The organism is Capilliphycus salinus ALCB114379 (assembly GCF_047276495.1).
Classification (GTDB): Bacteria; Cyanobacteriota; Cyanobacteriia; order Cyanobacteriales; family Microcoleaceae; genus Capilliphycus; species Capilliphycus salinus.
Genome location: NZ_CP178543.1, coordinates 1356943 through 1376613, shown reverse-complemented (window position 1 = coordinate 1376613; position 19671 = coordinate 1356943). Strand labels below are relative to the sequence as shown.

Sequence of the window (19671 nt, the reverse complement as noted above, 5' to 3'; positions counted from 1 at the left end):
TTTATTACAGCTAACAGCTAATTTATTCTTATCAACTTGCTCATGTTTCCTAGTTTTATTCCCGCCCAAGTTCAAAAACTCACTGAATCGACTTCGATTAACCTCGCCAAGCAAATTGAATCTCAAGCCATTTCTACGCCTTTGAGAAAGGAACCCATTCTCACCAGTTATGTTCATCAAGGGCGGGGCGGAACACCAATTTTACTTTTGCATGGGTTCGATAGTTCCGTGTTAGAATTTAGACGATTATTACCTCGATTGGCCGCAGAAAATGAAACTTGGGCGGTGGATTTATTGGGGTTTGGGTTTACAGAACGAGATATTAATGTCAAAATTAGTCCCCGTGCAATTGGCACTCATTTATACGGTTTTTGGCGAAGTTTAATTCAGCAACCAGTGATATTAGTGGGGACTTCAATGGGCGGTGCTGCTGCTATTAATTTTACTTTAAATCATCCCGAAGCCGTTCAATCCTTAGTTTTAATTGGCAGCGCCGGAATGAGTGCCGGCCCCATTTTTGGGAAGTTTATCTTTCCTCCTTTTGATTCTTTAGCGGCCGAATTTTTACGCAATCCTAAAGTTAGACAAGGAATTAGTGAAACCGCTTATTTTGATAAAACTTTTGCCTCTCGGGATGCTCAAATTTGTGCGGCATTGCATTTAGAAATGCCCTTTTGGAATCGGGCTTTAATTAGTTTTACGAAAAGCGGAGGATATGGATCGTTTAAGAAAATGCTAAGTAAAATTCAGCAGCAAACTTTGATTTTATGGGGAGAAAATGATCGGATTTTAGGCACAGCAGATGCCGAAAAATTTCAGAAAGCAATACCGAACTCTCAACTCATTTGGATTAAAAACTGCGGTCATGTCCCCCATTTAGAACAGCCTCAAGTCACTTCACAGCATATTTTAAACTTTCGATCATCAACTTAGATTGTCCTTCTGTGTGAGGTTTTAAGTAAAATTTGTACCAATGGTGACAACAATTAGGGTAAAACGGGGTAAACTAATCACAAGAGTTGATGATTTGTGCCTGTCCTCATCCTGTTCTTGACCCCATGAATACCGTTTTAATTGTGGAAGATTCCCACAGTCAGCGAGAATGTATTTCCTATAACTTAGCTTGGAATGGTATAAATGTCATTCAAGCTTCTGATGGGATTGATGCTTTAAATAAACTGCAAGCAACTTGTCCGGATTTAGTGTTGCTAGATGTTGTTATTCCTCGCATTGATGGCTATCGAATTTGTCGTTTAATTAAAGCGAACCCGGAAACTCAGAATATTCCGGTTGTTTTTATCACTGGAAAAGAACAACAAATTGCAATTTATGAAGGGATTAAACACGCGGAAGCTTATGTCAGTAAACCCTGGCAAACTCCAGAACTTTTACAAACCATTAAACGAGTTTTGTTAGAGGTTAAACATTCCCCTAAAAATGTCTCGGCTGATGCTTGGTTTCGCTATGGTATTTTAACTCTAAAATTAATTAAATTCTACGAAAGTCGAAATTCAGCTTGGCAAACATCAAGTCATCAAATGATCAAGCTGTACAAAAGTGCTTTAAACGCCCTTCAGCAAGCATTAGAAATTGACCCGGATCATTTATTAGCGGGTCGAACATTAGCCATTACTGAAAATAAATGGCAAAATTTACAGCAAAAACTCGATCAAACCCGACCTTGCCAAGTTTGTTTATACTATCATGGTCGGGATGGAATTAACTGTGCTGTTCATCCAAATGGGCCGATTGATTCCCTCTGTTTGGACTGGGAATTAAACTAATTCATTCCAATTATTTTTGAATCTGTGCAGTTATTTTTGTTTCCAGTTGCTCTAACAAACTATTAATATTTTGACCCAGTTTTTCAAAACATTCTGGGGGATTGAGTTCCGGTTCAAAATAAATTAGTTTAACACCATTATTCGCCAAGCCAATCATTAAAACCTCTTGTTCGGGTTGATAGCCATCCACCAATCCTAAAATTTCTTGCAGCTTATTATTCACACTTTTATTTAATTTTTCCAGTGCTTCTCGCGAACAAGAAATAAAATGAGGCGTCGGGATGAAATCAATTCCCAATGTAATATTTTTATGACCTTGTTCTTGATAAAATCCCCAAGCCAACGCTGCTAACTCCTGCTGATTATTTTCAACAAATCGATCTAACTGATATTGCCAACTGTTTTCGTCGGGTTCCGGTTGATTAACACCTAAAATTGTCATTTTTATCCGATTATTCTTGAGCTAAATCTATTTTAAAACAAAGCGGATCGCAAGGAAAGCACTATTCCTCGGAAGTGCAGTAAAGTTGTCTTCAGAAACCGGATTTTTCCCGAACCGTCACTTCTTGAAAAAACTGGAGAGTAAAACCACTCATCACCCTTCAAAATTGCTCTGAGGAAAAGATATTTTGTTCTTAGTATTTTAAATCACATCTGCTTCTCGTTATTTTTACGGAAAATTATAAATTTCTGTAGTTTTTTATTCGGTTTTTATGTAAGTATTCATATCAAATTTTTTAGTTTAAATGATATTTTTTTAATGTAAAAACTCCGGATAAATTGACGAATTCCAGAAGAACAAATTAGAAACAAAAATCTTTTTTCTTTTGGGAGACAACTCAATATGATTATCAGTAACTATGATACTGAGGCTGTAGCTATCAACAGCCTTGAGAGTTTTCCTGCAAATAATGATTTACAAACTTTCAATACCGTTAATATTCCTTCTTCCGATCACACCGATTTAATTTTGAATCTAAATTCTTTCGTTCCCAGTGAAGCAGCAGATAGTATTTTAGGCACAGAAGCAAACGATACAATATTTAGTTTAGCCGGAAACGATACCGTTTTAGGCTTGACTGGAGATGATATTTTAGGGGGAAATCAAGATAATGATTTCTTACTGGGAAATCTGGGAAATGATACCCTTTATGCCGGAAAAGGCGATGATACATTAACAGGTGGTCAAAATAATGATATCCTGTTTGGTGACATTGGAAATGATACTCTATTTGGCGATCGCGGTGAGGATGAGGTACTTGGAAATCAGGGTGATGATATTATTTATGGGGGAAAAGAAGCGGATCTGGTTGCGGGAGGAGCCGGGAACGATCTGCTTTTTGGTGACTTAGGAAATGACACATTACTTGGCGATCGCGGAGCGGATACCATTACCGGTGGAGACGGGAACGATACGTTTTATATTGGTGAAGGAACCGGAGGATTTTTACTCACAGAAGCCGATATTATTAACGACTTTAACCCCGAACAAGATGCAATTGGGTTACTCAATCTCCTCAGCTTTGATGATTTGAATATCTATCAAGGTACGGATGAGTTTGCCAGTGATACTATCATTCAAAATAAAAATACAAATGAATTCTTGGCAATTCTCAAAAATGTTAATAGTAACACTCTGAATTCTGATGATTTTACATTACCAGATTCAGATAATGAACCGACACCGACACCGACGCCAACTCCTGTTGGGGAACCGACACCGACGCCAACACCAACTCCTGTTGGGGAACCGACGCCAACTCCTGTTGGGGAACCGACGCCAACACCAACTCCTGTGGTTGAACCGACACCGACTCCTGTGGTTGAACCGACACCGACTCCTGTGGTTGAACCAACGCCAACACCAACTCCGGTTGGGGAACCGACGCCAACTCCTACTCCTGTGGTTGAACCGACACCAACTCCGGTTGGGGAACCGACGCCGACTCCTGTGGTTGAACCGACGCCAACTCCTGTGGTTGAACCGACACCAACTCCTACTCCTGTTGGGGAACCGACGCCAACACCTGTGGTTGAACCGACACCAACTCCGGTTGGGGAACCGACGCCGACTCCTGTGGTTGAACCGACGCCAACTCCTGTGGTTGAACCGACACCAACTCCTACTCCTGTTGGGGAACCGACGCCAACACCTGTGGTTGAACCGACACCAACTCCGGTTGGGGAACCGACGCCGACTCCTGTGGTTGAACCGACGCCAACTCCTGTGGTTGAACCGACACCGACTCCTGTGGTTGAACCAACGCCAACACCAACTCCTGTGGTTGAACCGACACCGACTCCGGTTGGGGAACCGACACCGACTCCTGTGGTTGAACCGACGCCTACTCCTGTTGGGGAACCGACGCCAACTCCTGTGGTTGAACCGACGCCAACTCCTGTGGTTGAACCGACGCCAACTCCTGTGGTTGAACCGACACCGACTCCTGTGGTTGAACCAACGCCAACACCAACTCCTGTGGTTGAACCGACACCGACTCCTGTGGTTGAACCGACGCCTACTCCTGTTGGGGAACCGACGCCAACACCGACTCCGGTTGGGGAACCGACGCCAACTCCTACTCCTGTGGTTGAACCGACGCCAACTCCTGTGGTTGAACCGACGCCTACTCCTGTTGGGGAACCGACGCCAACACCGACTCCTGTTCCCGAACCTGTTCCCCAACCGACGCCAACACCGACTCCTGTTCCCGAACCTGTTCCCCAACCGACGCCAACACCGACTCCTGTTCCAGGTAAATTAGAGTTTTCTGTCGCCAGTATCAATGTAGATGAAAATGCAACAAATGCCACAATTACTGTTAACAGAATCGAGGGAACTGATGGAATCGTCACCGTTGATTATGCTACCGAAAATAACACAGCTTTAGCGGGAATTGACTACACTGCTACATCAGGAACCCTGACTTTTGCTGACGGGGAAACCAGCAAATCTTTTACCATTCCTATTTTAGAAGATACCGCAGTTGAAGGCAACGAATTCTTCAATTTAAACCTCACGAATGCAACGGGAGATGCAATATTAGGAATGGCAACTTCTACCGTTAATATTGTCGATAACGATGTGTTGATGCCGGGAAGCATTAACTTTAGTGCGGCTACATTTAGCGTCAATGAAGATGGCACACCAATAACAGAAATTACCGTTACCCGAACTGGGGGAAGTCTGGGCGCCGTTAGTATTAATTTAACTCAAACAAACGGAACCGCAACTTCACCGGGAGATTACACCAATGCACCGATAACTGTTAATTTTGCCGATGGGGATAGTACACCTCAAATCGTGACAATTCCCATCATTAATGATACCACATTTGAACCCACAGAAAGCATAAATTTGGCGTTGGCAACACCAACAGGCGGTGCAACGTTGGGAACTCAAAACACAGCCACATTGCAAATTGTTGATAACGACCGAACCAGCAACCTGCAACTCACCGGTGCAACTTACTTGGGAACTGCGAATGATGATGTTGCAAAAGCCGTTGAAATTTCCCCAACTGACCAAGCCATTATTGTCGCGGGAAACTTCAATGGTGCGGGTCAAATTCGTCGTCTAACTGATGCAAATACAGCACCCCTTTCAACAACAGTTTTAGGCGGTCAAGTTAATGATATGGATGTTGATCGCGATAGCGGTGAAATTGTTGCAGTTGGCAGTTTTGGAATTAAAGTTTATAACCCAAATGCCGGAACCGTTTTGTGGTCACAAGCCGGAACATTTGACCGAGTTGCAATTGCAAATAATGGCACAATTGCCACACTTACTAATAGTAATGATAGGGTTACATTGTGGAGTCCAGCCGGAAGCCAATTGGCAACCACAACCCTAACTGGAACTGATATTCGTCCGGCGGATATTGCGATTAATCCCACCACAAATCAAGTTTATGTAACGGGATTCAACCAGGTAACTTCAACCTTACAAACGCCATTTATTCGCGCCTTTGATACCAATCTCAACCAAATTTGGAACACTTGGGATTACAGTGCAGCACAAGTAACCGGACAAAATTTAGGTGCGGATACACGCGGAATCCAGATTACTTTCGGACAAAATGGCGGACTTTATTTCTTGGGTAAAACAGACGGCGGAAACAACGTATTTCAACGGGATGGTGAAGCTATTACCCAACCCTTAGCTACAAGAGTTCAGGTCGATAAATACAACAGCTTTGCGGGTGCAGGTTCCGGTTCATTCACGTTCCATGCTAAGATTAATCCGAGTGATGGTAGCATCGAACGGGGTCAATTTATCTTAACCTCGAACAGTCAAAACAAACCCAATAGTTTTAATCCCAATTCTATCACCGCAGATGAATTTGGAAATGTTTATATTGGTGCTTCCTCCGCCGCTCGACTCCAAAACCGAGACACCCAACAAATTAACGGTCAAACGGTTGGAAACTACACCTCTGATGAAATTGCAGTCATCGGATTAACACCCGATTATACCGTCCGAAAATTCTGGACTCCTTTCACTCAAAGTGGTGATACAGATGGTTCAAAAGGAGAAATAAATGGGTTTGCAGTTCGTAATGGTAAAGCGGCGATTTTCTCAACCATTACTCGACCCGCAGTAGCGACAACTCCCGGCGCTATTAATCCCAATCCTCTGGGTGGAAATGATGCTTATTTGGCTATCTGGAATGTCTAGATAAAAAGTAGGGTGCATCACATTCTCAATGTTTTTTCAATCATCAGCAAATTAACCGATTTGATACACCCCACCTTAAATATAGCGGTGGGAATTAAAAACCCGGTTTCTATTAGAAACCGGGTTTCTCAACTCAAAATCTAGGCGAGAAGCTAAAAGCAGTTGTAAGAAACTCCGTTTCTGATACAACTTACAATCGAATATTTACCGTCTTAATTTCGGTGTATTGCTGCAAACCATACTCGCCCAATTCTCGGCCAATTCCTGACTGTTTAAAGCCACCAAAAGGCGCCGCCACATCAAACGCATGGTAAGTATTAATCCAAACCGTTCCCGCCCGAAGACCGTGAGCAACTTTATGGGCTTTGCTGAGATCTTTCGTCCAAATTCCTGCGGCTAAACCATACATTGTATCGTTTCCCCGTTGAATCACTTCCTCAACATCTTTGAACTTGATAATACTCATTACCGGACCGAAAATTTCTTCGCGGGCAATTTTCATGTGGTCTTGAACATCAGCAAAAACAGTCGGTTCAATAAAATAACCGCGATCGCCGACACGTTTTCCACCGCATAAAACTTGGGCGCCTTCATTTATTCCCGACTCAATATAACTCATCACTTTTTCAAACTGAACATCATCAACTTGGGGGCCTTGTTGAGTCTGTTGATCAAAGGGATCTCCGACTCGGCGCTGTTGGGCTTTTTCCGCACATTTCTGCACAAATTCATCATAACAACTTTCTTCAACAAACACCCGTGAACCCGCATTACAACACTGCCCTTGATTGAAGAATAAACCCAGATGAACCCCATCAATAGCGGCATCAAAATCGGCATCTGCAAACACAATATTCGGACTCTTTCCACCCAATTCTAAAGTCACCCGTTTCAGGTTACTTTTAGCAGCCGCTTCCATAATTAAATGCCCGACTTCCGTTGAACCCGTGAACGCAACTTTATCAATATCCATGTGATGAGAGATAGCCGCACCCGCAGTTGGTCCGTAACCGGATAAAATATTTACAACTCCGGGGGGAAAGCCTGCTTCTAATATTAATTCCCCAATTCGTAAGGCAGAAAGTGGCGTTTGTTCGGCTGTTTTTAGAATCACAGTATTTCCCGCAGCCAACGCAGGGCCGAGTTTCCAAGCTTGCATAACCAGAGGGAAATTCCAGGGAATAATTTGACCGACAACGCCCACCGGTTCGTGGCGAGTATAACAGAATTGGGGGCCATCAACGGGAATCGTTTTGCCTTGAATTTTATCCGCCCAACCTGCATAATATCGATAACAAGCGATCGCAAAGGGTAAATCTATTGTCATCGACTCGCCGATGGGTTTCCCATTATCAAGGGTTTCTAAAAAAGCAAGTTCTTCTTTATTTTGTTCGATTAAATCTGCCAATTTATACAGAAGTTCGCCCCGTTTTCGGGCGGACATTTTCGGCCAATCTCCCGAATTAAACGCTTTTCGGGCGGCTGTAACGGCTTTTTCTACATCAGCAGCATCCGCTTCAGCAACATCACAAATCACCTCTCCCGTTGCGGGGTTTATGGTTTCAAACCGCTTCCCAGAAACGCTGTCTACCCATTCATTATTAATCAACAGTTTCGTCTGGCTGATTTTAACTTTTTCTTGGGGTCGTGCCGTCGTTACCATAAGTTTATCCTAAATTGAGTTTAATTTTCAGAGCTAGTTGTATTTTGACGATCAAATTTAACAATTTGAGTAAATTTTATATTTTTTTTAGACTTAGATAGACTTTCCTAAATCTGTTAAAATAATAAGTAATTCTACCGGGCTTTACTTCAAAGATTGAATATATAGTTTGATGAATGAACCAACTCGGTTAAAATCTACATTACAGCAAACATTAAAACTCCGGGTGGAAATGATGCTTATTTAGCCCTCTGGAATATCTAGAAATAACCGCAAATAACGCTCAAAAAAACTTTTAGGATGGGTTGGTAAAAGCGCAACCCATCTTTCTTTTTTAGCCGGTTAACTTGAATTAAACGTGCTTCTATCGTTGATACAAGTTCACATCTTGAATATCAACATTGCATGATAAACTCAAAAGCCAATCAATACTCGAGATAATATCTGACATCGGGATAGGAATTTGAGGAGAAAATCTTCCTTCTTTAATATCCAACATCACTTCTTCCGTTCCAACATTCTCGGGATTAATCACTGTAAATCCAATCTTTTTATGACGAAGTGCTAGTCTCAGAGACTGAACTGCACCCCTCAAACCAAACTTGGATGCTGTATTTGCAACTTCAACAGAAGCAGAGTGATCTAACCCGGTCACTGAACCCATGTAAATCGCCCTTGGATTTTTAGCTTTTGCCAAGTTTTCTGATAACGTTCTGGTAATTTCAATCGGCGCTATAGTATTGACGCTAATTACAAATCGAGTTTCTTGATCTGAGCTTTTAAAAAAGTCATAATCCTCTGTAAATGCACCGTCTTCCCATACCCCGCCCATAAATAATAACGCATCAATTGTCTGGTTTCCAATTGCATCAGCAACAGCGGCGATTCCTTCGGGTTTGGAAATGTCGGCTTGAATCCAAACTCCCGAAACTGAAGGGCTTCTGGAAACAGAAAACACTTCATCTCCTCGAATTGAAAAGTGTTCGGCTACGGCGGCACCAATTCCGCGACTTGCACCAACGACAACCACTTTTTTCTTGTCTTGATCGATCATGCCTATTTAACCTCAGTCAATGCTATAACCTTCTTTTTTTTAACTAGAATAACTTTCTCAGACTTCCAAAAACAATAAGTGATTTTACCCAATTCTAGTTGAAGAATTAAAAAGAGCGTTTAACGAATGAACGCTCTCAGCTAAAATTAACAGTAGAGGAAACATTCAAACCCAAGATTAAGACTCAGCAACAAACATGATGACTTCTAACTCACTAACCGAACTCGCCCAACAAACCCGCCAAGCCGCCCAAAAATTAGCGGTTGTTTCTACAGAAGCAAAAAATCAAGCAATTGAAGCCATAGCCAAAGCTTTAGAAGCCGCCACACCCGACATTATCGCCGCCAACAAAACCGACTGTCAGCAAGCAGAAATTGATGGCATTCCCAAACCGTTATATAACCGCTTGAAGATGGATGAAACCAAGTTAAAAGGTGCGATAACGGGTTTAAGAAATGTGGGAAAATTGCCCGATCCGGTGGGTAAAATACAAATTCATCGGGAACTGGACAAAGGGTTAATTCTCAAGCGGGTAACTTGTCCGTTGGGGGTTTTGGGGGTGGTTTTTGAAGCCCGTCCCGATGCGGTGATTCAGATTTCCGCTTTGGCAATAAAATCGGGAAATGGAGTGATTTTAAAAGGCGGAAAAGAGGCAACAAATACCTGTCAGGTGTTGGTCAAAGCCATTCAAGCCGGACTCTCCCAAACGGCAATTAATCCCAACGCCGTCCAACTGTTAACCACCCGAGAAGAAATTTTAGAACTGTTGAAACTCGATGAATATGTTGACTTAATTATTCCCAGAGGTTCCAACGCTTTTGTGCGATTTATTCAGGAAAATACCCGGATTCCCGTGTTAGGTCACGCGGACGGAATTTGTCACGTTTACATCGATAAATTGGCGGAACTTGAGAAAGCGGTTAACATCACTGTTGACGCAAAAACGAACTATCCCGCAGCCTGTAACGCCGTAGAAACGCTGTTGGTTCATACCGATATTGCAGCCGAATTTCTGCCGAAAGTTGTGGGGGAATTGCAGCGGCATAAGGTTGAATTGCGGGGCGATGAACGCACTCAAAAAATTGCCCCAATGCAAGCGGCGACATCCGAAGATTGGTCTACAGAATATTGCGATTTGATATTATCAATTAAAGTTGTAGACTCCTTAGAAGAAGCAATTACTCATATCAATACTTACGGTTCCAAACATACGGAAGCGATCATTACCGAAGACGCAGAAACCGCCCAAACATTCCTTGATTTTGTTGATGCTGCGGGCGTTTTTCACAACTGTTCAACTCGGTTTGCCGATGGTTTTCGCTACGGGTTTGGGGCGGAAGTTGGTATTAGTACCCAACAAATGCCTCCGCGTGGGCCGGTGGGTTTGGAAGGGTTAGTTACCTATAAATATAAAGTTGTCGGAAATGGTCATATTGCGGCGACTTATTCCGGCGAAAATGCCAAATCTTTTACCCATAAAGACCTCTAATTTTGTTGACCTCTTAGCCCCCCTCCTCCGCCCAAATTTGGGGGGAACTTTATTGACCTCTCCCCCAACCCCTCTCCAATCCCCCCTTGATCCCCCCTTAAAAAGGCAGGGCTGTTTCATTCTAAAATTTTGCGATCGCGAGGAGCTAAAATTGGAAGCAGTTTCACCCCTTTTTTCTTCAGAACACCTAAAATCTTAGAAAAACATAGCGATCGCCTGACTCAAACGGCTTGTTCCACTCTGATTCTTAAAGGCGGGAATTGAACAATAAAACTGGCGATCGCGCCGGATGTAAAATGATAGCAATCGCCAGTTTTTTCTTAAATTTTATCTATGGATAGTCTAATTAAAGAACTTAAAAAAGTCAAGGACTTTCGCCGCCGCCAGGGCAGAAGGCATCCATTATGGTTGGTGCTATTGATAGTAATTTTGGCAGCGATGCAGGGATACTTAGGGTATAGAGCGATGGGAGATTTTGCCAAAGCCAATCAACAGCTAATTGTTAAAAAATTTAAGATTTCATCCCCAAAAGTTCCATCTTCATCAACCATAAGACGAGTTCTGATGGGAGTAGACTGGTCAAATCTTCAGGACATTTTTAATCAATGGTCTAGTAGTCTATGTGAATCTGATGATTTGAGGGATTGGGTCTGTATTGATGGCAAAAGCTTAGGCAGCACTGTAGACAATTTTGGCAACTCTCATCAAAACTTTGTTTCATTTGTTTCCTTGTACAGTCAAGAATATCAAGTTGTATTGGGATTAAATTGCTTTGAGAACAAACGCTGTTCAGAAATTAAGCAAGTCCAAGAAATCATCGAAGATTTTCCCCTGAAGAATCAAGTATTTACTCTGGATGCTTTGCACTGCCAAAAGCAAACCGTTAAAAAAATTATTGAATCAAAAAATCACTACTTAATCACCGTCAAAAAGAATCAAAAAAAATTGTATCAAGCTCTAGAGTCTGTCGCCCACAATCAAGAGCCTTTGAGTATCAAGATAGAGCAAGATAAAAGTCATGGTCGCCAAATTCAACGCCAAGTAGCTGTCTTCAAGAGTATAGATTCCCTGAAATCTAGTTGGTATGAAATTAAAAGCTTAATCCGAGTTGAAAGATGGGGTAAAAGAGGTAAAAAGGACTATCATCAAGTCGCTTACTACATCAGTAGCGTTTGGGAAAAAGCCGATTATTTTTCTGAAAAAATAAAAGGTCATTGGCAAATTGAAAATCGCTTGCATTGGGTCAAGGATGTGATCTTCAAAGAAGATGATTCTTCTATAGCTCACTTTCAAGCACGAACGAATTTATCGATTCTTCAAACTATTGCAATTAATCTTTTTAGACTTTTAGGCTTTGTGTCAATTACAGAGGGTCAAAGATGGCTTAATAACAGGTGGTCTAGGCTTTGGATTTTGTTAGAATGAAACGGCCCTGCCCTTAAAAAGGGGGGTGGGGCGAGGGGAGTCATTTTTCTATTGACCTCTCCCCCAACCCCTCTCCAATCCCCCCTTGATCCCCCCTTAAAAAGGGGGGTGGGGCGAGGGGAGGACTTTTAAGTTTATTAAATATCTAAAACTATTCATTACTCCCCATTCCAAATAAAAAACTTTCTTCCTTTTCCCTCTCGACTAATAAATAGTCCCGCGAGGGACACCTTTCCCCTCTCCTTTTAGGAGAGGGCTGGGGAGAGGTAGGAGAGGGCTAGGGAGAGGTAGGGAAGGGGGTTGGGGGGTTAGGTTCTACAATTTCTGGTAGAGAATGAAACAGACCTACCCTTCAAAAGCCGGGTGGGGGGGTGGAGCGGGGGGAGTAACAGGTTTTAGAAAACAACTCAAGTCATCTCAAGAGGGCGAAACCCCTGCTCTACAAAGATTGTAGCGGATGATACATAAAACATACACCAAGAAAAAACAAAGTGTAAATTTTGCATTGTTTTACTGAAGTAGAGTTGATAAAGTTAAAAGCATTGACCTTTGTGAGATAAAAGAAAAAGCAATAGATCTTTCACAAATTTATTGTTTTACTGAAGTAGAGTCGATAAAGTTAAAAGCATTGACCTTTGTCATATCGAAGAAATGGAGCAAAACTAATGTCTGTCAAAGCCAAACGACTCATTAATTACCATGCAGAAGCCATGCTGGATTTTTTACAGACTTGTGTGGGAACAGAATATAAAATCTGTCCAGAAGTGTCGCTGGCGAGAATTTGTGAATCGGTGAATAAAAATAAATTAGAGTATGAGTTGAGACAATTTTTATTTAGTTGCAGTTCGGTAGATGCACTGATTATTGACTCGGATTACAATCCTTGCTTGGTCGTTGAGTTTCAATCTTCCTATCACGATTCTGCCGAAGCGAAAGAACGCGATCGCAAAAAAGCAACCTTACTTAAACTTGCGGGTGTTCCTCTCATTTATTCTCGGATTTATAACGTTAAGTTACTGCATCTTTATTCAGAGGATGAAGCAATTATTCATAATCCCTTTACCGGAGAAGGACGAGAAGACGCTCAAGCTTTTGTGAGAAAGTATTGCGAACAGTCTACTGTATCTAATATTCAACTTTCTAACTTACCCTTTTAATTGGTGTGATCCTGAGGTTGATATTATAATAATGGGTGCTATTTTTATAATTTGCCAATAGAATTATGCCGTATTTATATATAATTGGAGGTGCAAATGGTTCGGGAAAAACGACCGCATCTTTGCAAATACTCCCGAATATTCTGGGAGTGCTTGAATATGTCAACGCCGATGAAATTGCTGCGGGTCTTTCTCCTTTTAATCCTGAATCTGTGGTGATTCAAGCCGGACGATTAATGTTAGAAAGACTGGAAACCTTAGTTAAGGCTGAAGTTGATTTTGCTTTTGAAACCACCCTAGCAACTCGCAGTTTTGTCCGTTTTTTGAGAAAATGTAAAAGTAAAGGGTACAGGATCAACTTAATTTACTTTTGGTTACAAAGTCCAGAATTGGCGATCGCACGGGTACGCAGACGGGTAGAAAGCGGGGGTCACAATATCCCAGAAGACACCATTCGCCGTCGCTATGAACGGGGACGAAAAAACCTCACTGATTTGTATTTGCCTTTATGCGATCGCTGGATCGTTTATGATAATTCTAGCCCGAATTTACAAATTATCGCCGAACGTTCTTTAAATCAAGAACCGATTATTTATCAACCTCAATTTTGGACACAAATCACAACTAATAACGATGAATAAACCCATTCCCGATAAACTATCTACCCAAATTGACGCCGGGGTAAAACAAGCGATCGCGAACGCCATCGAAAGACACCGCAAACTGGGGGAATCAATTAGTATTTGGAAAGAGGGAAAAGTCGTCACCCTAACCGCCGATCAAATTCCTCCCCTTTCATCAACCGATCAACCCCAGGAGTAACCGACGAGGTAAAACCAATGGTACAACAAATACCGGAAACATCAACTAATATCATCTATCCCGAAAGCGACGGTCAACCAATGGCGGACAATACCCTACAATTTCGATGGATTGTAACGATTAAAGAAAATCTAGAAATCCTGTTTTCTCTGGATGAAAACGTCTTTGTAGCCGGTGATTTACTGTGGTATCCGGTTGAGGGAAAGCCGAAAGTTTGTCAGGCTCCCGACGTTTTGGTTGTCTTTGGAAGACCCAAGGGCGAGCGGGGTTCCTATCGACAATGGGAGGAAAATAATATCGCGCCTCAAGTTGTTTTTGAAATCCTATCGCCGGGAAATCGTCCCCAGGAAATGATGAGAAAACTACTTTTTTATCAACAATATGGCGTGGAAGAATATTACATTTATGACCCCCAAAATGTTGAATTTATGGGTTCTCTGCGCGTCGATGAACATTTAGAAGAAATTGAAAATCCCAACGGTTGGGTCAGTCCCCGTTTACAAATTCGCTTTGAACTAACAGAAAATACTTTAGAAGTTTATCGTCCTGATGGGCGAAAGTTTCTGACTTCTGTAGAACTTAACCAACGCGCAGAAGAAGAATATCAACGCGCTGAAGAAGCTTTGGCTCAACTGGAAGAAGAACGAACCCTCAGACAACAAGAACAGCAACGTTATCAAGCTTTAATTGAACGGTTGCGAGAACAAGGAATTGATCCTGAACAATTTTTAAACGGTTAACGTTTATCAAAAGCGATCGCCAAACTAATTTGTTATAATTATACAAATAGTCTCGGTTGAGGTTTTATTCACAATTATGAACACTATAAGACTTTTGAAAAACGGCTCCGATCAAACGCTAGTATTGCCAGATGAGTTTCAATTTGATAGTGATGAAGTTTATATTAAAAGAATGGGTTCTGTTGTTATTCTCATTCCCAAAGATAACCCTTGGCAATCTTTATTTGATAGTCTCAATCTGTTTTCAGAGGATTTTATGGAAACTCGTCAACAGCCCGAACTAGAACAGCGAGAGGATCTATTTGCATGAAGTATCTACTTGATACCAATATTTGTATTTATATTATCAAAATAAAACCAGAGCAAGTGCTTAAAAAGTTTGCATCATTAAGCCTATCGGATGTGGGAATTTCCTCAATTACAGTTGCAGAGTTAGAATATGGAGTTTACAAAAGCCAGCAGAAAGAACAAAATCAAACAGCCCTAAATCAATTTTTGATTCCTTTAGAGATTGTTCCGTATGATGAAAAAGCGGCAAAAGTTTATGCAGAAGTTAGGGGAGAACTGGAACGAAAAGGAATGGTAATTGGGGCAATGGATATGTTAATCGCTTCTCAAGCGATTAGTTTAGAAGTCACCTTAGTCACTAATAATGTTAATGAATTTTCTCGGATTCCTAACTTGGTTTTAGAAAACTGGGTGTAACTGCTTATGTCTATCAAAGAGGATGATATTAAACCAATTGTACAACAAATATTTTAAATTCTATTAAAAGGTGCGCCTGCGCGATCGCACAACACACCCTAAAAAGCTTTTTAGGAGAGGCGATCGGGGAGAGGTAAAAGCTTGAACCTAACCCCCCTAACCCCCCTTCCCTACGAGGGAATGGGGGAACAATTTCCCTCTCCAACTAATAAATAGTCCCCAACGGGACACGATTTTCCCCCTCTCCTCGTAGGAGAGGGCTGGGGAGAGGTGGAGAGGGTTAGGGAGAGGTCAAGAGGGGTTGGGGGAGAGGTCAAGAGGGGTTGGGAAATGGTGTAGGGGCGGGTTCCGAACAAATATATATTTCTCACAAACAACTTATATAAACCCGCCCCCGGTTGATTTAACTAAATAAAACGAATCGGACTATTATCCACATCCTCCCCAATATTCAAATCAGAAACCCCTTCCAAAATAGCAATTAACTCATTCCCTCCAGACGCCCGAAGAATGATCGCCGTTCCGACTGGAAACCCTTCGGGAGACTCATTAAACAATTCGGAAGACTCGCTAAACAAATAGTCACCGGAAGCGCTCAACTGAATAATATCCTGAGTGGAATCAAAATCAACAATCAAAGCATAATCATCCAGACCCAAAAACTCATCATCGATCTGATTATCATAATAAACCTTTCCTTCATCACCCAAAACAAACGTATCAAAACCATCTCCCCCGTAAAGCGTATCAAGTTCTAAAAATCCGGGAACATCAGCCTCAACATCAACCCCAATTAACAGATCATTTCCCTTATCGCCGCTAACATAATCATTATCCGTTCCGCCAATAACAGTATCATCCGCCCGACCCCCGTACAACAAATCAGACCCCGTACCGCCATCAAGAAAATCGTCCTGTTTGTCACCCCGAAGAAAATCTTTACCATCTCCCCCAAACAAACTATCTTGATCCAAACCCCCATACAAAACATCTTCATCCGCCCCCCCGTCGAGGCTATCACTCCCCGCATTTCCGATGAGAATATCATCGCCAAAATCGCCGGTTAAAATATCATTATCCTCACCGCCATAGAGGGTATCATTGCGATCGCCGCCATCAAGACTATCATCGCCTTTATCCCCAAATAGCAAGTCATTTCCGATACCGCCGAGGAGAGTATCAAAATTCACCCCCCCGTACAACGTATCATTTCCGCTTCCCCCGTCTAGGAAGTCATCGTTAATATTCCCCTGTAAGAAGTCATTCCCACTTTCGCCAAGCAAAGTATCATTATTGCGTCCACCGTAAATAATGTCATTTCCATCATTTCCATTAAGAGAGTCATCGGCTTGTAAACCGGAAATGGTGTCATTTCCACCCCGTCCCGTAATTAAATCTCGGTTATTGGTTCCCACCAGAAGATTATTTCCGTCATCGCCTTCTAACCCGGTTTCTGGGGGTAACGGAGTGGGTGTGGGTGTGGGTGTGGGTGTGGGAGTGTCTGTCGGTGTGGGAGTGTCTGTCGGTGTGGGAGTGGGAGTGGGAGTGTCTGTTGGTGTGGGAGTTGGAGTTGGTGTCGGTGTTGGTGTTGGTGTGGGTGTGGGTGTTGGTGTGGGAGTGTCAGTCGGTGTCGGTGTGGGTGTGGGTGTTGGTGTGGGAGTGTCAGTCGGTGTCGGTGTGGGAGTCGGAGTACCAGTGGGAGTTGGAGTGGGTACGGGAATAGGGGGAAGCGTGGGTACTGGCGTCGGAGTTGGTCCCTGTGTGGGCGGCGTTGGTTCTAGAATGGGAGGAGGAGTCGGTTCAAGGGGTAAGCCTGCTTCTTCGTCTTCATCCTGTCTTGACCTACGAATGTCAACTTCCCCTCTACTCGCATTTAACGTTACTGTAGCGACATTGCTCAAGTCTAAAACCTGGTTAAACTTGTTAAATTCATCTTGATTACGAACCATATAACCTCCGTCCCCCCGATCGGGTGGTGTTCAGATTAATCTAAGCTAAGATCCATACAGTAACTTACCCCAACTTTGGCAATGCAAGCGAATTACTCCCTTTCTTACCCGCTCATTGCGACGAATACTCCCGCTACTGTCGATCTGATTCTCAATTTCAACGCCCAAACTCAAGGGGAAACGTCTCCCCGTCGTCCATTAAACCTCAGTTTGGTGATTGATCGTTCCGGTTCGATGGCGGGTCAATCTTTGCGTTATGCTATCAAAGCCGCTCAACAATTGGTCGAATCTCTCACTGCTGATGATATCGTTTCTGTGGTTATTTATGATGATAAACCGGAAACCATATTACCTCCTCAAACTGTAGAAGATAAAGCCGCTATTTGTAAACAAATTGGTCGCATTCGGGCGGGAGGTTGTACCAATTTAAGCGGGGGTTGGTTGATGGGCTGCGATTGTGTAAAATCTCGGCAAACTTCCGACCGACTCAACCGGGTATTATTGCTAACGGACGGACAGGCGAACATGGGAATTACTGACCCGAAAGTTCTCACCAAAACCGCTAAAAATCAAGCCGAAACTGGAATTATTACCACAACTTTGGGGTTTGGAAGCTATTTTAATGAAGACCTGCTGATTAGTATGGCAGATGCGGCCGGCGGAAACTTTTATTTTATTCAATCTCCCGATGATGTCGCCCAAGTTTTTAGAATAGAATTGGAGAGTTTAACCGCAGTTGTCGCCCAAAATTTAACGGTGAAATTACAGCCGGAAACCGGAGTTGAAATTACCGAAGTTCTCAACAATTATCCTTCGACCCGTCAGGGGGAACAGCTAGAGTTATTTTTGGGTGATGTTTATCAAGTCGAAGCCAAACAACTCGCCCTACAATTATCCATTCCACCCCAAGCTAACGCCGGAGATATCAAGCTTGTAACCGTAACTTACGATTATCAAACCCTAGTTGAAGACAGCATTCAATCTCAATCGGAACAATTTCCGATTTCTGTTACCATTGGTTCGGAAGAACAGGCGAGTCAATCCCAACTGAATTCTACCGTTCTCGAACAAACCAGTCAACTGAGAATCGCCCGCCTCAAAGACGAAGCCATCGCCTTAGCCGATCAAGGTCAGTACAAACAAGCCGCCGAAAAATTGCGTTCGGCTGTAGAAGATATCAGGGGTAAACTTTTAGACGAAATCTTTGAAATCGCCGAAGAAATCGAACAATTAAACTATTACGCCCAACGGATAGAAAACCAAAGCCTGGATGCGGCGACTCGCAAAGAAATGCGCGATCAGTCCTATCAAACCCGAAACCGCAGCCGCAGCGATTTAAAATTGCGGGGAATTACATCGGGAAATGCGTCCAGTTTACCCGGAGTTGAAGAAGCCGGAGATGGGATATTATTACAATGTTTTCGCGAGGGCGGAAAATTGCGAGTGCGGGTAATTTCAGAGGGATATAATTCCGAATTAAACGTACAGTTTCCCCGCAATATTCGTCAAGAAGGCGTCACTTATGTAGTCGATGAAATTACCCTTTCTGCTAAGGGAGATTTTTATCGGGTAAAAGGGGAAATTCGGCGTTTGGGAACGGCAACTCAGACCGAATTAAATCCAACTCAAAGCCGTTCAAAATCATTGCAAGCCGCCAAAGCAACCGGTAGCTATGAAGACTTAGAAACCGTCGATGATGTGGGAACTGGGATATTAGTTCAGTGCGTCAAAGAAGGAAGTAAATTGAGGGCGCGAGTCGTTTCCGATGGATACAATCCCGATTTTAATATTCGTTTTCCTCGAAATATTCGCGCCGAAGGGGTGTTATATGTTGTCGATGAAGTGCGAGAATCTTCCGACGGAAAATCCTATGCAGCTTATGGAAAAATAAGACGATTATTGCAATAAATTTTAGGAAAAAATAGGCGAATAAATTCAGGAATTGGCGAAGGAGAATAGAACAGTTTAATAAAAATAAATCGCCAATTCTTGATTTTTTCCAAAACCCGACAAAACCGAAAAAAATATAAATATAGCAACCGGGCAAACCGCACGAAAATTAACCCGGAATAGGTAAGAAAACCCAATTTTTCAACGATCCCCGCTCCGGCGATTTTGAATTTAGACGCGAAAGACAACCGCAGCCAGACTTTCGCCCCGGATCGATTTTTAGCTCTTATCGCGATCGCCGTTGACTGGCGAGAT

At 42.6% G+C, this 19671-nt stretch carries 16 protein-coding genes; 12 read left to right on the top strand and 4 right to left on the bottom strand.

Features of this window, described 5'->3' with window-relative positions; genetic code table 11:
• Positions 1–42 precede the first annotated feature (42 nt).
• Positions 43–933: an alpha/beta fold hydrolase gene (locus tag ACL6C3_RS05700; protein WP_413166092.1), complete on the top strand. Its 891-nt coding sequence runs from the start codon at positions 43–45 to the stop codon at positions 931–933.
• Between the two features lie 125 nt (positions 934–1058).
• The gene (locus ACL6C3_RS05695) at positions 1059–1784 is read left to right on the top strand and encodes a response regulator (RefSeq protein ID WP_413166090.1); all 726 of its coding nucleotides are present in this window, start codon (positions 1059–1061) and stop codon (positions 1782–1784) included.
• Positions 1785–1794: 10 nt separating this feature from the next.
• Here the strand turns inward: ACL6C3_RS05695 and ACL6C3_RS05690 are convergent, their stop codons facing one another.
• Positions 1795–2226, bottom strand: a complete 432-nt coding sequence (locus ACL6C3_RS05690; protein ID WP_413166088.1) for a hypothetical protein — start codon at positions 2224–2226, stop codon at positions 1795–1797.
• Positions 2227–2628: 402 nt separating this feature from the next.
• Here ACL6C3_RS05690 and ACL6C3_RS05685 point away from each other — a divergent pair, with 402 nt between their 5' ends.
• Positions 2629–6462, top strand: coding sequence for a Calx-beta domain-containing protein (locus ACL6C3_RS05685; protein ID WP_413166086.1), 3834 nt, complete (start codon positions 2629–2631; stop codon positions 6460–6462).
• A gap of 190 nt (positions 6463–6652) precedes the next feature.
• Here the strand turns inward: ACL6C3_RS05685 and ACL6C3_RS05680 are convergent, their stop codons facing one another.
• Together ACL6C3_RS05680 and ACL6C3_RS05675 are read right to left on the bottom strand one after the other, a co-directional pair.
• Complete coding sequence (locus ACL6C3_RS05680) at positions 6653–8125, bottom strand: aldehyde dehydrogenase family protein (RefSeq protein ID WP_413166084.1); 1473 nt, start codon at positions 8123–8125, stop codon at positions 6653–6655.
• Between the two features lie 364 nt (positions 8126–8489).
• Complete coding sequence (locus ACL6C3_RS05675) at positions 8490–9179, bottom strand: SDR family NAD(P)-dependent oxidoreductase (protein ID WP_413166082.1); 690 nt, start codon at positions 9177–9179, stop codon at positions 8490–8492.
• A 196-nt stretch (positions 9180–9375) separates the two neighbouring features.
• Here ACL6C3_RS05675 and ACL6C3_RS05670 point away from each other — a divergent pair, with 196 nt between their 5' ends.
• The 8 genes from ACL6C3_RS05670 (at position 9376) to vapC (ending at position 15517) form a co-directional block, all read left to right on the top strand.
• The gene (locus ACL6C3_RS05670; protein ID WP_413166081.1) at positions 9376–10668 is read left to right on the top strand and encodes a glutamate-5-semialdehyde dehydrogenase; all 1293 of its coding nucleotides are present in this window, start codon (positions 9376–9378) and stop codon (positions 10666–10668) included.
• Between the two features lie 333 nt (positions 10669–11001).
• Positions 11002–12093, top strand: coding sequence for an ISAs1 family transposase (locus ACL6C3_RS05665; protein WP_413160293.1), 1092 nt, complete (start codon positions 11002–11004; stop codon positions 12091–12093).
• A gap of 665 nt (positions 12094–12758) precedes the next feature.
• Positions 12759–13250: a DUF2726 domain-containing protein gene (locus ACL6C3_RS05660; protein ID WP_413166080.1), complete on the top strand. Its 492-nt coding sequence runs from the start codon at positions 12759–12761 to the stop codon at positions 13248–13250.
• 65 nt (positions 13251–13315) lie between these two features.
• Positions 13316–13891: a zeta toxin family protein gene (locus tag ACL6C3_RS05655; protein ID WP_413166078.1), complete on the top strand. Its 576-nt coding sequence runs from the start codon at positions 13316–13318 to the stop codon at positions 13889–13891.
• Positions 13884–14072, top strand: coding sequence for a hypothetical protein (locus ACL6C3_RS05650; protein ID WP_413166077.1), 189 nt, complete (start codon positions 13884–13886; stop codon positions 14070–14072). The genes ACL6C3_RS05655 and ACL6C3_RS05650 overlap by 8 nt, the downstream gene beginning before the upstream one ends.
• 17 nt (positions 14073–14089) lie before the next feature.
• A complete protein-coding gene (locus ACL6C3_RS05645) occupies positions 14090–14812 on the top strand; it encodes a Uma2 family endonuclease (RefSeq protein WP_413166075.1) in 723 nt (240 codons plus the stop codon).
• A 76-nt stretch (positions 14813–14888) separates the two neighbouring features.
• Complete coding sequence (locus ACL6C3_RS05640) at positions 14889–15122, top strand: antitoxin (protein WP_413166073.1); 234 nt, start codon at positions 14889–14891, stop codon at positions 15120–15122.
• Entirely contained in the window at positions 15119–15517 is a 399-nt protein-coding gene (gene vapC, locus ACL6C3_RS05635) for a type II toxin-antitoxin system tRNA(fMet)-specific endonuclease VapC (RefSeq protein ID WP_413166072.1), read from the top strand. Before ACL6C3_RS05640 ends, vapC begins: the two co-directional genes overlap by 4 nt.
• 407 nt (positions 15518–15924) lie before the next feature.
• Here vapC and ACL6C3_RS05630 read toward each other — a convergent pair whose 3' ends face one another.
• The gene (locus ACL6C3_RS05630) at positions 15925–17466 is read right to left on the bottom strand and encodes a calcium-binding protein (RefSeq protein ID WP_413166070.1); all 1542 of its coding nucleotides are present in this window, start codon (positions 17464–17466) and stop codon (positions 15925–15927) included.
• An 81-nt stretch (positions 17467–17547) separates the two neighbouring features.
• Here ACL6C3_RS05630 and ACL6C3_RS05625 point away from each other — a divergent pair, with 81 nt between their 5' ends.
• Positions 17548–19374: a vWA domain-containing protein gene (locus ACL6C3_RS05625; protein WP_413166069.1), complete on the top strand. Its 1827-nt coding sequence runs from the start codon at positions 17548–17550 to the stop codon at positions 19372–19374.
• Positions 19375–19671 lie beyond the last annotated feature (297 nt).